Annotated in this window: 16 protein-coding genes; 8 read left to right on the plus strand and 8 right to left on the minus strand. The window is 67.0% G+C overall.

The window, feature by feature from the left end:
* The first annotated feature begins 137 nt into the window (after window positions 1-137).
* The 3 genes from kdsA to AE618_RS08920 all read left to right on the plus strand — a co-directional run bounded on the left by kdsA (window position 138) and on the right by AE618_RS08920 (window position 3,902).
* Entirely contained in the window at window positions 138-1,010 is an 873-nt protein-coding gene (gene kdsA / locus AE618_RS08910; protein ID WP_054208711.1) for a 3-deoxy-8-phosphooctulonate synthase, read from the plus strand.
* Window positions 1,003-2,217, plus strand: a complete 1,215-nt coding sequence (locus tag AE618_RS08915; protein ID WP_054208712.1) for an MFS transporter — start codon at window positions 1,003-1,005, stop codon at window positions 2,215-2,217. Before kdsA ends, AE618_RS08915 begins: the two co-directional genes overlap by 8 nt.
* 173 nt (window positions 2,218-2,390) lie before the next feature.
* A complete protein-coding gene (locus tag AE618_RS08920; RefSeq protein ID WP_197280732.1) occupies window positions 2,391-3,902 on the plus strand; it encodes a vWA domain-containing protein in 1,512 nt (503 codons plus the stop codon).
* A gap of 40 nt (window positions 3,903-3,942) precedes the next feature.
* Here the strand turns inward: AE618_RS08920 and queF are convergent, their stop codons facing one another.
* Window positions 3,943-4,398 carry a preQ(1) synthase gene (queF, locus tag AE618_RS08925; protein ID WP_054208714.1) on the minus strand — a complete coding sequence of 152 codons (456 nt, stop codon included), beginning with the start codon at window positions 4,396-4,398 and terminating at the stop codon, window positions 3,943-3,945.
* Between the two features lie 249 nt (window positions 4,399-4,647).
* Here queF and AE618_RS08930 point away from each other — a divergent pair, with 249 nt between their 5' ends.
* Window positions 4,648-4,875 (plus strand): hypothetical protein, encoded by a 228-nt coding sequence (locus tag AE618_RS08930; RefSeq protein ID WP_054208715.1) that lies wholly within the window; start codon window positions 4,648-4,650, stop codon window positions 4,873-4,875.
* On the opposite strand, the gene AE618_RS29040 is transcribed toward AE618_RS08930, so the two are convergent.
* Complete coding sequence (locus AE618_RS29040; protein WP_282568498.1) at window positions 4,876-5,001, minus strand: hypothetical protein; 126 nt, start codon at window positions 4,999-5,001, stop codon at window positions 4,876-4,878.
* Between the two features lie 213 nt (window positions 5,002-5,214).
* Here AE618_RS29040 and eno point away from each other — a divergent pair, with 213 nt between their 5' ends.
* Window positions 5,215-6,498 carry a phosphopyruvate hydratase gene (gene eno / locus AE618_RS08935; RefSeq protein ID WP_054208716.1) on the plus strand — a complete coding sequence of 428 codons (1,284 nt, stop codon included), beginning with the start codon at window positions 5,215-5,217 and terminating at the stop codon, window positions 6,496-6,498.
* Between the two features lie 4 nt (window positions 6,499-6,502).
* Here the strand turns inward: eno and AE618_RS08940 are convergent, their stop codons facing one another.
* On the minus strand, window positions 6,503-7,189 hold the full coding sequence (locus tag AE618_RS08940) for a hypothetical protein (protein WP_054208717.1): 687 nt from the start codon (window positions 7,187-7,189) through the stop codon (window positions 6,503-6,505).
* A gap of 230 nt (window positions 7,190-7,419) precedes the next feature.
* On the opposite strand from AE618_RS08940, the gene AE618_RS08945 reads away from it, so the two are divergent.
* Window positions 7,420-8,325: a DMT family transporter gene (locus AE618_RS08945; protein WP_248310811.1), complete on the plus strand. Its 906-nt coding sequence runs from the start codon at window positions 7,420-7,422 to the stop codon at window positions 8,323-8,325.
* Here the strand turns inward: AE618_RS08945 and AE618_RS08950 are convergent.
* From AE618_RS08950 to AE618_RS08960, 3 genes are all read right to left on the minus strand, one after another.
* Entirely contained in the window at window positions 8,305-9,090 is a 786-nt protein-coding gene (locus tag AE618_RS08950) for a hypothetical protein (protein WP_248310801.1), read from the minus strand. The two genes, AE618_RS08945 and AE618_RS08950, sit on opposite strands and share 21 nt — an antisense overlap.
* The gene (gene tgt / locus AE618_RS08955) at window positions 9,087-10,226 is read right to left on the minus strand and encodes a tRNA guanosine(34) transglycosylase Tgt (protein WP_054208719.1); all 1,140 of its coding nucleotides are present in this window, start codon (window positions 10,224-10,226) and stop codon (window positions 9,087-9,089) included. Before tgt ends, AE618_RS08950 begins: the two co-directional genes overlap by 4 nt.
* A 100-nt stretch (window positions 10,227-10,326) precedes the next feature.
* Complete coding sequence (locus tag AE618_RS08960; protein ID WP_349236431.1) at window positions 10,327-11,187, minus strand: LysR family transcriptional regulator; 861 nt, start codon at window positions 11,185-11,187, stop codon at window positions 10,327-10,329.
* Window positions 11,188-11,277: 90 nt separating this feature from the next.
* Between AE618_RS08960 and AE618_RS08965 the strand changes: the two genes are divergently transcribed.
* Window positions 11,278-12,189, plus strand: a complete 912-nt coding sequence (locus AE618_RS08965; RefSeq protein ID WP_054208720.1) for a DMT family transporter — start codon at window positions 11,278-11,280, stop codon at window positions 12,187-12,189.
* A 38-nt stretch (window positions 12,190-12,227) separates the two neighbouring features.
* Here AE618_RS08965 and AE618_RS08970 read toward each other — a convergent pair whose 3' ends face one another.
* Window positions 12,228-12,581 carry an ArsC family reductase gene (locus AE618_RS08970; protein WP_054208721.1) on the minus strand — a complete coding sequence of 118 codons (354 nt, stop codon included), beginning with the start codon at window positions 12,579-12,581 and terminating at the stop codon, window positions 12,228-12,230.
* 87 nt (window positions 12,582-12,668) lie between these two features.
* On the opposite strand from AE618_RS08970, the gene AE618_RS08975 reads away from it, so the two are divergent.
* A complete protein-coding gene (locus tag AE618_RS08975) occupies window positions 12,669-13,265 on the plus strand; it encodes a hypothetical protein (RefSeq protein WP_054208722.1) in 597 nt (198 codons plus the stop codon).
* A gap of 4 nt (window positions 13,266-13,269) precedes the next feature.
* On the opposite strand, the gene AE618_RS08980 is transcribed toward AE618_RS08975, so the two are convergent.
* Entirely contained in the window at window positions 13,270-13,974 is a 705-nt protein-coding gene (locus AE618_RS08980; protein ID WP_054208723.1) for a glutathione S-transferase N-terminal domain-containing protein, read from the minus strand.
* Window positions 13,975-14,072 lie beyond the last annotated feature (98 nt).

A 14,072-nucleotide genomic window follows, 5' to 3' on the forward strand; every position in this document is an offset into this window, starting at 1 on the left:
TTTACAGACCTCTCCGCTGCTTCGCCAGTCCGTTCGACGCAATGTCGCAGACTATCCGCATCTGCGTTCGGTTTGGCTTGACCCGCCGGGCCTGGCGGACATAAGCCCGGCACCTGACCGCAAAGGGGACGCCGCCCATGACCGCCAACGCCATCGTCTCCGTCGGCGCCGACCTTGCGTCTCCGGTTCGCTTCGGCAACGGCTTGCCGCTCTCCGTGATCGCCGGCCCGTGCCAGATGGAAAGCCGCGAGCACGCGCTCGAAATGGCTTTCGCACTCAAGGAGATCGCCGACCAGCTCGGCATCGGCCTCGTGTTCAAGACTTCCTTCGACAAAGCCAACCGGACCAGTGTGCGGGCCGCGCGCGGCATGGGGCTTGCGGCAGCCCTGCCTGTCTTCGCCGAGATCCGCGAGGCGACCGGGCTACCCGTCCTCACCGACGTGCACGAAGCGAGTCAATGCGCCGCCGTGGCGGAATGCGTCGACGTTCTGCAGATCCCGGCCTATCTCTGCCGCCAGACCGACCTGCTGGTCGCGGCCGCGCTCACGGGCCGTGTCGTGAATGTGAAGAAGGGCCAGTTCCTGGCGCCCTGGGACATGGTCAATGTCGCAGCCAAGATTACCGAGAGCGGCAACCCCAATGTCCTGCTGACCGAGCGGGGCGCCTCCTTCGGCTACAACACCCTGGTCTCCGACATGCGCGCCTTGCCGATCATGGCCCAGACGACCGGCGCCCCGGTGATCTTCGACGCCACGCATTCGGTCCAGCAGCCGGGCGGCAAGGGCTCGTCCTCGGGCGGCGAGCGCGAATTCGTTGCCGTGCTGGCGCGGGCGGCGGTCGCCGTCGGCGTTGCCGGCGTGTTCATCGAGACCCATGAAGACCCCGACAACGCTCCTTGCGACGGCCCCAACATGGTGCCGCTCTCCGCCTTCCCTGCGCTGATCGCAGAGCTGCAAGGCTTTGATCGACTTGCCAAAGCCAAGCCCAGGCCTACGCTGGCTTATGTCTGACACGCCCCCGCTGGCGCCGCCCTCCGCGCCGGCGCCGATGTCCTTGGCTCCGCTGATCCTGATCCTCGGCGCCTGCGGCTTCGCATCGACCTTCACCATGCGGATCATCGATCCGCTGATCCCGACGCTCGCCGGCGAGTTCGGCCGCAGCATCCCCCATATCGTGGCGATGGTGACGGCTTTTTCGCTGTCCTATGCGCTGGGGCAGCCATTTCTGGGGCCCCTCGCCGATGCGATCGGCAAGATCCGCACGATCCTGATCTGCCTGGTGGCCCTGGCCCTGTTTTCCACCGTCGCCGCGCTGTCGATGTCCTTCGAGGTGATGGCCGTGGTCCGCGCGGTCACCGGAATCGCGTCCGGCGGGATCATCCCGATCGCCATGGCGGCGATCGGCGACCGCGCGCCGATGCAGGAGCGCCAGGTTGCGCTGGGGCGCTTCACAGTGCTGATGATCATCGGGCAGATGTCGGGCTCCGCCTGCTCGGGACTCATCGCCACGCATATCGGCTGGCGTGCCGCCTTCCTCTCGGCGGCAGTCATCGCGACGCTGGCCGCGATCCTTGTCGCCGTCGTCTTGAAGCCGCGCCGCAACGTCACGCGCCAGACGCTCAGCGTCGCGGGCGCGCTCGCCAATTACCGGACCGTCTTCTCGAACCCGCGCACCAAGCTGCTCTACGGCCTCGTGATCACTGAGGGCATCCTGTTGTTCGGCATCCCAGCCTATGTCGCCGCGATCCTGTTCGAGCGCTCGGGCGTCGGCCCGGCCCAGGCTGGCCTCGTCATTGCCGGCATGGGTTTCGGCTGCCTGGTCTACGGCCTGTCGACCCGGATTCTCGTGGAGAGGCTGGGGCCGAAACTGATGACCCGAACCGGCGGCGTGATCTGCGCCGCGGGGCTAGCCCTGTTCGCCTTCGACTGGCCTTGGTGGAGCGCGATCCCGCTGTTCGGGCTGCAGGGCTTCGGCTTCTTTCTGCTGCACGGCACCTTCCAGGCGCAGGCGACCGAACTCGCGCCGGGCGCGCGCGGCTCGGCGATGGCGCTGTTCGCCTGCTGCTTCTTCCTCGGCCAGGCGACGGGGCCGCTGGTGATGGGTTTCGCGATGCATGTCCTGGGGACGAGTGCCGCGATCCTGCTGTTCTCGCTCGCCATCGCAGCGTTCGGCTACGCCACCCCGCGCATCATGCCGCTCGCCGGAAGCCGGACCTGACCGGTCCACGCCCGGAACCCTGAAACAGGACCATGTTTCGACGGTTGTCGGAACGGAATCTCAATATCTGTGCGCCAAAGCTTGGTTCTATCGAGCAACCATTCGCAAATTCGCAGACGCGCAACGTACTGCGAGGCCCTTGCGCCAAACGAGATGCCGCGATGAGCCAGTTCATGAGTTCGCTTTGCAAGCTTGCACGCCGGTTCCGCAGGAACGAGTCAGGCGCCACGATCACGATCTTCGCGTTTTCCGCGGTGGGGTTGATTTGCCTGGCGGGCGTCGTCGTCGACTATGGCCGACTGACCAAGGCTCATACCTCCCTGCAGGCGGCCACCGACTCCGCCGCCTTGGCGGCGGCTCGCCTCCCGAGCAAGGACCCGACCGCGATGCGGACGGCAGCGAACAACTTCTTCGTGGCGAACACGGCCGGCATCGACGGCAACAATATTCAGATCACGAATTTCACCTTCGCGTCCACGACCGGGACCGTGACGGTCGAAACCAGCGGCGTGCTCGACACGTCGCTGATGTCGATCGTCGGCTTCAAGACAATGGGCTTCAGCGCCAGGTCGGCCGCCGTCAAGGAAGTCACGGGTACGGTCGAGATGGCGCTCGTCCTCGACAACACCTGGTCGATGTCCGAAAGCGCCGGCAGCAGTGACTCCAAGATCACGGTGCTGAAGGCCGCCGCCAAGAGCCTCGTCGAGACCGTGCTGGCCTCGGGCGGCACGAATGTGAAGATCGGCATCGTGCCCTTCGCCGACTACGTCAATGTCGGCACGGGCAATCGCGGGGCGTCCTGGATTTCGGTGCCGGCTGACTACACCGACGTCAAGACCACCACGACCCCTGCTGTTCCCTACACCTGCACGACGGTCAGCACGAAACAGGTCTGCACCAAAGGCGCGCCCAAGACCTGCACGAGCTATACCGACGGCGTGCCATCAAACTATGACTGCACGCCCCAGACCTGCACGACCCAGCCGGTCACGCCGTACCAGCAGTGCAGCGGCGGCACGCCCGAGAAAACAACGACGAAGACGACGAACTACAAGTGGTACGGCTGCGTCTACACGCGCAACAGCGGCACGACGCTGCTTCTCCCGGACCAGACCCCCACGACGCTCTACAAGGGCTTCGTCGAGACCAGCCAGAGCTGCCTCAGCCCGATCGTGCCGCTGACCAACAACAAGGCGACGCTGACGAGCGCGATCGACGGGCTGGTGATCAATGTCGGCAGCTACAAGCCGTCGACCTATATTCCCGACGGCATGGTCTGGGGTGTCAACATCCTGTCGAACGCGGCTCCCTTCTCGGAAGGCGGCGCCTACGACACCGCCAACAAGCTGCCGCGCAAGGCTCTGGTGCTGATGACCGACGGCGCGAACACCAGGGTTTTCAACACGAACGGCACCCACTCCAACCTGAGCACCACCGCCAAGACCGCCGCGACCCAGGTCACGAAGGTGAACAGCGATACGACGAGCGTCTGCACCGAGGCCAAGGCGAAGAAGATCGAGGTCTTTACCGTGGCCTTTGCCGTGACCGACGTCGCGGCGAAGACGATGCTGCAGGGTTGCGCCACCGACTCGGACCACTATTACGATGCGACCAACGCCGCCGCGCTGGCCGCCGCCTTCCAGTCGATCGGCCAGTCGCTCACCAGCCTGCGCCTGTCGCAGTGATCGCGTCCTGACTTAGCTCTCGCCCGCGAGGCGTTGCCGGTCAGCGCCCGCGATAGGGCGCGACGCCCTGATCGGGCAGCCAGAGGCCCTTGGGCGGCTCCCCGGTCTGCCAGAACACGTCGATCGGGATGCCGCCGCGCGGGTACCAGTAGCCGCCGATCCGGAACCACTCCGGCGCGAGCAGATCGACCAGGCGCTTGCCGATTCCCACCGTGCAGTCCTCGTGGAAGGCACCGTGGTTGCGGAAGGCGCCGAGATAGAGCTTCAGCGACTTCGATTCGACCAGCCACTGACCCGGCAGATAGTCGATCACGAGGATGCCGAAATCGGGCTGTCCGGTGACGGGACAGATCGACGTGAATTCGGGACAGGTGAAACGCGCGAGGTAAGACGTACCCTGGTGCGGATTGGGCACGCGGTCGAGGCGCGCCTCATCCGGTGAGGCCGGCAGCTCGGCATGGTGCCCGAGTTGCAGGGTCGAGGCGTCGATCGACATCGGAGGCTCCTGAGGTTTGCCGCCTTCTAGAGCATAGCGCGAGGTCGTGGGAACCGATTTTCGCAGCCATCTCAGCTCACGGAAACACTGACGCGCCGGCCCGGCAAACGGCACCGGCGCACTCAATGCCGTCAATTCGATTCAAATCGCGCCGCGACCTTAAACAGGATCGGAGCGGTCGCACCGCTAAGACGCTTATCCGGCCGGCAGATGTCACTGCGGCGTCCTGGACAAGCGATCCGCCGACCGATGATCATTGCCGCGATCCTGTTTCTCATCGGCATCCTGATCGGCCTGACCTGCAATTTTCTCGCGATCATCGCGGCGAGCCTGGCGATGACGCTGGTCATGGTCCCACTCTGGCTGGTGCGCGGGGAATTCGGCTTCTTCAGCGTCCTGGTCTGGGTCGGCTATCTCTTCGCGCTCCAGAGCGGCTTCCTCGTCGGCGGCTATGTCCGTACCGAGGACGATCCCTGATCACCAGAACCAGACGGCCCGGCCGGCGAAGGCGCACAGTCCCGCCCACCACGCCAGGGTGACGGCGACCGAGGCGAGGACCACCGCCAGGGACGGGCGGGGGCTGTTGGGCATGATCTGGAACATGGTCGTCTCCCGATGAAACAGTCGGCTCTAAACATCGGGAGAACCGCAAGACGCGGGCCGGACGCTGGCGACAACAAGGCAAACGTCACGGTTTGCGCACGCCCCCCGAAATCGGTCGCCATCATCCGCGGGCGCGGATTGAGGCTTTCCGATCGTCAAGCCGTTGGCTAGAAGCGCGGCTGACGTCCCTTCCCGCCCTGCCACGGAGCTCCCATGACCGCGATCATCGACATCATCGGCCGCCAGATCCTCGATTCGCGCGGCAACCCGACGGTCGAAGTCGACGTGGTGCTGGAAGACGGCTCGATGGGCCGCGCGGCGGTCCCGTCAGGGGCCTCGACAGGTGCGCATGAGGCGGTCGAACTGCGTGACGGCGACAAGAGCCGCTATCTCGGCAAGGGCGTGCTGAAGGCCGTCGAGGTCGTGAACGTCGCGATCGCCGAACAGCTCGTCGCCATGGACGCCGAGGACCAGGTCGCCATCGACCAGGCGATGATCGAACTCGACGGCACGCCCAACAAGAGCAAGCTCGGCGCCAACGCGATCCTCGGCGTCTCGCTCGCCGTGGCCAAGGCGGCCGCCGAAGCGGCCGGCCTGCCGCTCTACCGTTATGTCGGCGGCACGCAGGCGCGCGTCCTGCCCGTGCCGATGATGAACATCGTCAATGGCGGCGCCCATGCCGACAACCCGATCGACTTCCAGGAATTCATGATCATGCCGATCGGCGCCCCCTCCTTCTCGGAGGGGCTGCGGATGGGCTCGGAGATCTTCCATACGCTGAAGAAGAAGCTCCACGACGCCGGCCACAACACCAATGTCGGCGACGAGGGCGGCTTCGCCCCCAACATCAAATCGGCGGAAGCGGCGCTCGACTTCGTCATGTCGGCGATCGAGGCGGCCGGCTACAAGCCCGGCGAGGACATCGCGCTGGCGCTGGACTGCGCCGCGACCGAGTTCTTCAAGGACGGCGCTTACCTCTATGAAGGCGAGCGCAAGAGCCGCGATCCCAAGGCGCAGGCCAAGTATCTCGCCAAGCTCGTCGGCAGCTACCCGATCGTCTCGATCGAGGACGGCATGTCGGAGGACGACTGGGAGGGCTGGAAGGCGCTGACCGATCTCGTCGGCAGCAAGTGCCAGCTCGTCGGCGACGACCTCTTCGTGACCAATGTGACGCGCCTGTCGCGCGGCATCAAGGAGAAGACGGCGAACTCGATCCTGGTGAAGGTCAACCAGATCGGCTCGCTGACCGAGACGCTGGCCGCCGTCGAGATGGCGCAGCGCGCCGGCTACACCGCGGTGATGTCGCATCGCTCGGGCGAGACCGAGGATTCGACCATCGCCGATCTCTCGGTCGCCACCAATTGCGGGCAGATCAAGACCGGCTCGCTCGCGCGCTCGGACCGGACCGCCAAGTACAACCAGCTGCTGCGCATCGAAGAGGAGCTCGGCGCGCAGGCTGTCTATGCCGGCCGGGCCGCGCTGAAGGCGCTGGCCTGACCACTCACAGGCGCGGCAGCAGGTCCGAGGCGCGCGACAGCGTCCAGCTCCCTGCCGCGCCGACGAGGCCTACCGCGCCATAGACCGCGTCGCCGACGCGGGACACCGGCCCGTGGACGTTCACGCCCAGCACGCTGCGCTGCTGCGGCTTTGCCGCTTCTGCAGACGACGGATTGTTCGCCGCCAGATGCGCTGCCACGGGAGCGATCTGAAGCGGCGGCGCTTCGGCCAAGGTCACGCCGCGGTCGGTGGCGGGACGGCGCGGCGGAAGCGCCTGCGCCTGGACGCTCCGGCTGCGCGGCTCGCTGGTGGCGGCGCGCACGGATCGCGCCTGAGGCAAGGCCGCGACCTCGACGACCGGCTGCGTCCATTCCAGCGCCATCGGCATCACGATCGCGGCCGGGCTCAGCAGGCCAGGCAGCTCGGAGGCCCGCAGCGGCGCAGCGTCAGCCGCCGCATCATGATGGCGGTCGCGGATCTTGCCATCCGATGCCACAGGCGAGACCCAGCCCTGCCCCCGGCTCAGCCCGGAATCGCCCTGCTCCGCAGCCGAGCTCGTGAAGGGCAGCGAAATCCCGCCCGGGATCGCGGGGAGCCCCGCAGCCAGCGCCGAAGCTGCGCCCGAGATGGCCGCCTGGTTGCCGACGCCACGCAGGACCCCCGCCGCAGCCGTGAAAACAGAACCCGACATGTCGATCAATCCTCCGTGAATGCAGCGCAGAGAACATGCGTCGACCGGCGCGACAGCGGCCGAAGCAGGGAGCAATTGCGGTGTTTCGTCTCCAATTGTTTCCCGCAGATCGGTTTGGGCATGCTGCGCCCGCGAACACGGCGCGCAGGCGCCATGCAGTTGCCGCGCTAACGCCGCCCCAGCATTCGCGCGATACCGGCGCAATGGATCAGACGGCACCGTTGTCCGAAGTGAACAAGAGCCGCGAGACGCGTCGCTGGCGGCTGGCATTTGCCGGCATGGTCGTGGCCATGCTGATCTTCGGCTCCAATTTCGTCATCAGTCGCCATGCCGTCCTCAACGGCCTGACCTCGCATGATCTTCTCGCCATGCGCTTCGGCGTCGCCGGCCTTTTGTTGCTGCCCGGTTTTCTCGCGCGAGGCCTCACGACATGCGGCGGCGTCGGCTGGGGACGCGGCGTCACGCTCGCCATGATGAGCGGCTTCCCGATGAGCTTCCTGCTGCTGACCGGCGTGACCTATGCGCCGGCTGCGCATGGCGCGACGATCGGGCCGGGGCTGGTCACGGTCATCAGCATCATCGGCAGCGTCGTGATGTTCGGGGCGGTGATCACGCGCCAGCTCGTGCTCGGCATCGCCGGGGTTCTGCTCGGCCTGATCTGCCTCGGCATCGCCGGGACGACCCACACCAATCCGTCGATCCTGTTCGGTGATCTCTGCTTCGTCGGCGTCGGGCTGATCTGGGGCATGTATCCCCTGCTGGTGCAGCTCTGGCGGCTCGATGCGCTGAAGGTGACGAGCGTCGTCGCCGTGCTGTCGATGGCCTACCTGCCGTTCTATGCGCTGTTCTTCTTCCGCGGCTTCGATGTCGCGCCATGGTGGGTCATCGTGCTGCACGGGCTGAACCAGGGCGTGCTTAACGTCGTGCTCGGCCTGTGGCTGTGGAGCCTGGCCGCCCGTGCGCTGGGACCGGCGGTGGCGGGGCGCTTCCCGCCGACGATCCCGGTCATCGGGACGCTCCTGGGCATCCCCGTCCTCGGCGAAATCCCGACCGGGCTTCAGGTCGCCGGCATCGGCTTGATCATCAGCGGGCTGTTCATCGCGTCCTGGCGTCGTTCAGCGCGCGCCCCGGCTTAGCCGCATCAGCGCGAGGTTCCAGCCGACGCTGATGGCGAGCCCCAGCGTCAGCGCCAGAGGTGAGCCGAGCGGCACGGCGTTGAGGTGAACCGAGCCGATGGCCATGCCGAAGCCGATCAGGGGCAGCGCGCTGTTGGCGAGGACGGCGGCCATCGCCGGCCCGCCGATCCGGGGTTGAAGCATGGCGATCATGCTGGTCAGCACCACCGGCAGCGCCGCCAGAACCCCAGACCAGGCCGGGCCGACCTGGGTGCTGAGCGTCGTCACCACGGCGGCGAGTGTCGCCACGAAGCCGGCCCGCATCGGGATCAGATACCAGGGCCTGCTCGGCTGATGTGATGGCCTGGCCCCGCTATAGCGCCGAAAAAGACCGTGCAGGCTGCCATAGACAACGACCGTCGTGACCAGCAGCACGGCAAAGGGCAGCTCCAGAGCCCGCAGCAGCAGCAACGCCGCGAACCAGGCCAACACCGCCGCGCTGAGGCAGAGGACCGTACCGAACCGTTGCGCCAGGGGCACATAGACGAAACAGAGCGCCGCATTGGCGAGATTTGCGCTCATGCTGCCGAGCGCGCCCTGCGCGATGAAGGCCGCGTCGTGGTCGAGCGCGAGGAAGACGTAGACCGGACCGATCGAGATCGGCAGGGTCGCGATCATCGCCGCGATCATCGGACCGCTGCGCTCGGCCAGCAGCGAGCAGCCGACGACGACCGCCGCCGCAGTCGCCATCTTCAAGGCCAGCAGCAGAAACCAGGGGTCGATCACGCCGGCTCGCCGGCGCTGTCGCCTCTGGCCCAGTCGTCCCTGGTCTGCGCCACGAAATTAGCGAGCCGGCCGGCCGCGATCGCCGCGCGAAGCCCTGCCATGAGCTCCTGATAATAGGCCAGGTTGACCCAGGTCAGCAGCATCTTGCCGAGCATCTCCTCGGATTTGACGAGGTGGTGGAGATAGGCGCGCGACCAGCCGTTGGTGGCGGGGCAGGACGAGGCCTCGTCGACTGGGCGCGGATCGTCGGCATGTTTGGCGTTCTTGAGGTTCATCCGCCCGAAGCGGGTGAAGATCTGGCCGTGACGGCCGGCGCGGGTCGGCATCACGCAGTCGAACATGTCGATGCCGCGGCAGACCGCCTGGACGATGTCGTCGGGCGTGCCGACGCCCATCAGGTAGCGCGGCTTCTCGACCGGCAGATGCGGCTCGACTGTCTCGATCATCGCCAACATGACGTCCTGCGGCTCGCCGACGGCCAGCCCGCCGATGGCGTAGCCCTTCAGGTCCATGGCGACGAGTTCGCGCGCGCTCTCGACGCGCAGGGCCGGGACGGAGCCGCCCTGGACGATGCCGAACAGCGCCCTGCCCGCCGGATCGCCGAAAGCCGCCTTGCAGCGTTCCGCCCAGCGCAGCGACAACCGCATCGCCTTCTCGGCGACCTTGTCCTCGCAGGGCAGCGAGACGCACTCGTCGAGCTGCATGACGATGTCGGAGCCGAGCAGGTTCTGAATCTCGACCGAGCGCTCGGGGCTGAGCATGTGCTTGGAGCCGTCGATATGCGACTGGAAGGTGACGCCCTCCTCGGTCAGCTTGCGCAGATTGGCCAGCGACATGACCTGGAAGCCGCCGGAATCGGTCAGGATCGGATGCGGCCAGTTCATGAAGCGGTGCAGCCCGCCGAGCTTCGCGACCCGCTCGGCGCCGGGCCGCAGCATCAGATGGTAGGTGTTGCCGAGCACGACGTCGGCGCCGAGCGCCCTCACCTGCTCGGGATACATGCCCTTGACCGTCGCGGCGGTCCCCACCGGCATGAAGGCGGGAGTCCGGATCACGCCTCGCGGCATGCGGATCTCGCCGGTGCGGGCCGCCCCGTCGCGCGCGTGGAGATGGAAGCTGAAGTCGGTCGCGCCCATGCCGGCGGGAGCTTCGGTCGTGCTGGCGTCAGTTGTCATGGGACTGCGGGTTATCGCAGCCGAGCCCGCGACGGAAGTGCCGCGCACGCGCGTCGCCCGTTCACGGCGCGCGAGCCAGGGCAGCAACGAAGTGCGCCGCCAGAAGCGTGGCTGCCTGCGGCGGGCTGGGGGTGCAGTGCAACCTGATGTCCGCCTTCGGCAAAGGCGGCAGTCCATCGTCAGGCTTCAGCATGCGCAGCGTCGGAGGGCAGGTGCCAGCCTTGACCACGGTGACGGCCAGCCCCTGCGCCGCCACCGCCTCGACCGCACCGAGGCTGTGGCTCACGAAGGCAAGCCGCCAGCGCAACCCGGCGCGATCGAGCTCTGCCGTCGCCCATTGTCTGAACAGGCAGCCCTGCGGATAGAGCGCGACCGGCAGCGGCTGATGCGACAATGCCGAGCGCGTCACGCCGACGGCCCAGACCGCCTGCTCTTGCCGGAGAAACGTTCCGCCGCCCTGCCCTTCCGGATGCATTGCGATGACGAGATCGAAAGCATCGCCCAGACGCTCCGTCATGGTCGAGGTCAAACCCGTCTGCATCTCGACCTGGATCCTGGGATAGATCGCCGCAAAACCCGCCAACAGCGGCGGGATGACGAGCGTGCCGTAATCGTCCATGACACCGAGCCGGACCTGACCCTCCAGGCGATGCTCCGTCAGCCGCGCCACGGCTTCCGAGCTGATCGCCAGGATCTGCCGCGCATAGCCGATCAGCGCCTCGCCGGGAGCGCTGAGCTCGACATTCACCGTGCTGCGGACGAGCAGCTCCGCGCCCAGCCGATCTTCCAGCCGCCTGACCTGCATGCTGACCGCCGACTGGGTGCGGTTGAGCTGCGCGGCGGCGCGCGTGAACGACCGCAAATCAGCGACCGCGACGAAAGCCTGCAGCAGATCGGGATCGAGCCTGGCAACGCTTATCATGGCTATTGATCACTCTTATCCCAGAAATTCCATTCCCTGATTGGTTCGTTATCCCGCAAAACCGGCGCATCGACAATCCGGAGACAGACGATGAGCGAACTTCTCGGCGTTCTGGCGGCGATGCTATCGAGCGCGATCGGCGGCACTTCGATCGCGGCGACACGCTTCGTCGTCGGCTGGACCGACCCCATGACGCTCGGCGCGCTACGCTTCGGCATCGGTTTCCTCGGGCTTCTGCCGCTGGCATTGCTCCAGACCGAAGCCTGGCCCGCCCGTCGCGACTGGCCGCTGGTCGCCGGGCTGGGGGCGCTGTTCTTCGGGGTGTTCCCGATCCTGTTCAACGCCTCGCTGATCTTCACCACGGCGGCGCGAGGCGCCTTGGCGCTTTCGACCCTGCCGCTGCTGACGATGGTCGTCGCCGCGGCGCTTCGGGTCGAGCCGCTGACCTGGCGGAAAACCACCGGCGTCCTGATCGCAATGGCCGGCGTAGCGCTGGCGCTGGCCACCGGCCTGTCCAGCGCACCGGCACGGGCCTGGCGGGGCGATTTGCTGATGATGGCGGCGGCGCTGTGCATGGCGTTCTACAGCGTCTGGTCGAAGCCGCTGATCGCGCGCTCGGGCCCGACCACCTTCACCACCATGGCGATGGCGGTCGGCGCCGTCGGCCTGATCGGCGTATCAGCCGCGACGGGCGGCCTGCAGCGGCTGGCCGACACCGGGCCGGCGCAATGGTTCGCCTTCGGTTATGTCGGGCTGATCGGCAGCGCGCTCGCCTTCTTCCTCTGGTCCTTCGCGCTCGGGCGCACCACGCCGACGCGCGTCGCTGTCTCGGTCACGGTCAACCCGGTCAGCGCGGCCATCACCGGGGCGCTGCTTCTCGGCGAACCGATCGGCTGGCATATCATCGTCGGACTGGCGGCGGTGCTGCTGGGAATCGCCGTCGCGTCGGGCGCGTTGCAAAAAAAGGCCGACGCATCTCGTCCGCCGCAGCCGACCGCCTGACTTGGAAGCGCGGGCTTGCGCGTTGTTCGCACCGAACCTCAGGCGCGCGCGCTGAGCGCCTGTTCGTAGATCTCCGGCTTGAAGCCGACGAGCGTTCGCCGACCGAGATCGAGCACCGGGCGCTTGATCATCGCAGGCTGTGCCAGCATGAGCGCGATCGCCTTGTCAGCGTCGAGGCCCTGCTTGTCGGCATCAGGCAAGGCCCGAAAGGTCGTGCCGGCACGGTTCAGCACCGTCTCCCAGCCATGCTCGGCGACCCATCGCTCCAGCGAGGCGCGGTCGATGCCGCTGGCCTTGTAGTCGTGGAAGGCATGGGCGACGCCATGCGCCTCCAGCCAGGAGCGCGCCTTCTTCATGGTGTCGCAATTCTTAATGCCGTAGATGGTCAACATGCGAATTCCGGTTTTGGAGGATCGGTCGGCTGTCCGGCGTCCACCGAGCTTTCGCGCGGCCTCCCTCCAGGACCGAGGAGACTTTGCATGGCGCTGCTTGAAACCGCAGATAGCACGAGCGGGCGCAGGCGTTCCACCGGCCTGCCGCATCGGCGCTGGAAGGGGCACCCGCATGCGGGCATCGACTTCCCGGACATCAACACCATCGCCGACGATGTGATCCTGGTGCGCAGCGCGGTGTCCGAACTGCTCGGCGTCCTGCGGGAGGATATCGCCATCGTCGCCGGGATCGATCTCGGCGGAGCGGGCCTTGCCGGCGCTGTCGCCGCGCTGCGCGGGGTCGGCTTCATGCATGTCCGCAAGGTCGGCTCGCTGCGCCCCGAGATCGTCCGCAGCGTGGTCTCCAATCATGACATCGGCCACGGACTCGCCTTGTCGAAAGGCATGCGCATCACCGGCCAGCGGATCGCCATCATGGACGACTGCCTGCTGAGCGGAGCGACCGCGCTCGCCGCGGTGCGCCTTCTGCGGGACCTGGGCGCGATCTGCGACCAGGCGCTGTTCGCCTTTGAGCTCGACGGACTCGGCGGCCGGGCGATGCTGGCCCAGGCCGGCGTCAGCGTCCATGCGGCGGCTGTGGTGCCGCCGCAGGACAAGGCGCCCCAGGACAAGGCTTGCGCCTGAGCCCTCAGGGGCGCTTGGGGCTGTCGAGCCCGCGCTGCACGGCCGGCCGCGCCAGGCCACGCTCCAGCCAGGCCGGAACGTTCGTCAGGGCGGCATAGTCGACCAGTTCGCCGGCGCCATAGAAACCGACGAGGTTGCGGACCCAGCCCAGGAGGGCGATGTCGGCGATGGTGTAATCGTCGCCCATGATCCAGTCGCGGTCCGCCAGCCTTGCCTCGAGCACGCCGAGCAGGCGCTTGCTCTCATTGGCGTAGCGATCGCGCGGGCGCTTGTCCTCGTAGTCCTTACCGGCGAATTTGTGGAAGAAGCCGAGCTGACCGAACATCGGCCCGACCGCGGCCATCTGGAACATCACCCACTGGATGGTCTCGTAGCGGGCGGCGGGGTCGGCAGGCAGAAGCTTGCCGGTCTTCTCGGCGAGATAGATCAGGATCGCGCCCGATTCCCACAGGCCGAACGGCTTTCCGCCCGGTCCGTCGGGATCGATGATCGCGGGAATCTTGCCGTTGGGATTGAGCGAGAGGAATTCCGGCCCCCAGGTCTCGTTCTTGCCGATGTCGATGAGATGCGGCTCGTAAGCGAGACCGAGTTCCTCCAGCGCGATCGAAACCTTCACGCCGTTGGGCGTCGGCAGCGAATAGAGCTGGATGATGTCGGTGTTCTTTGCCGGCCAGCGCGCCGTGATCGGAAATGCGGACAGATCTGCCATTGGAAGCTCCAGGAACGCCGCAGGCGCCGAGGAATCGACGCACGGCCCAGGGGCGCGACGATACCCGCCGCGCAGCGCCAGGCCATCTCACGGAAGCG

This window comes from Allobosea vaviloviae, assembly GCF_001298265.1.
Classification (GTDB): domain Bacteria; phylum Pseudomonadota; class Alphaproteobacteria; order Rhizobiales; family Beijerinckiaceae; genus Allobosea; species Allobosea vaviloviae_B.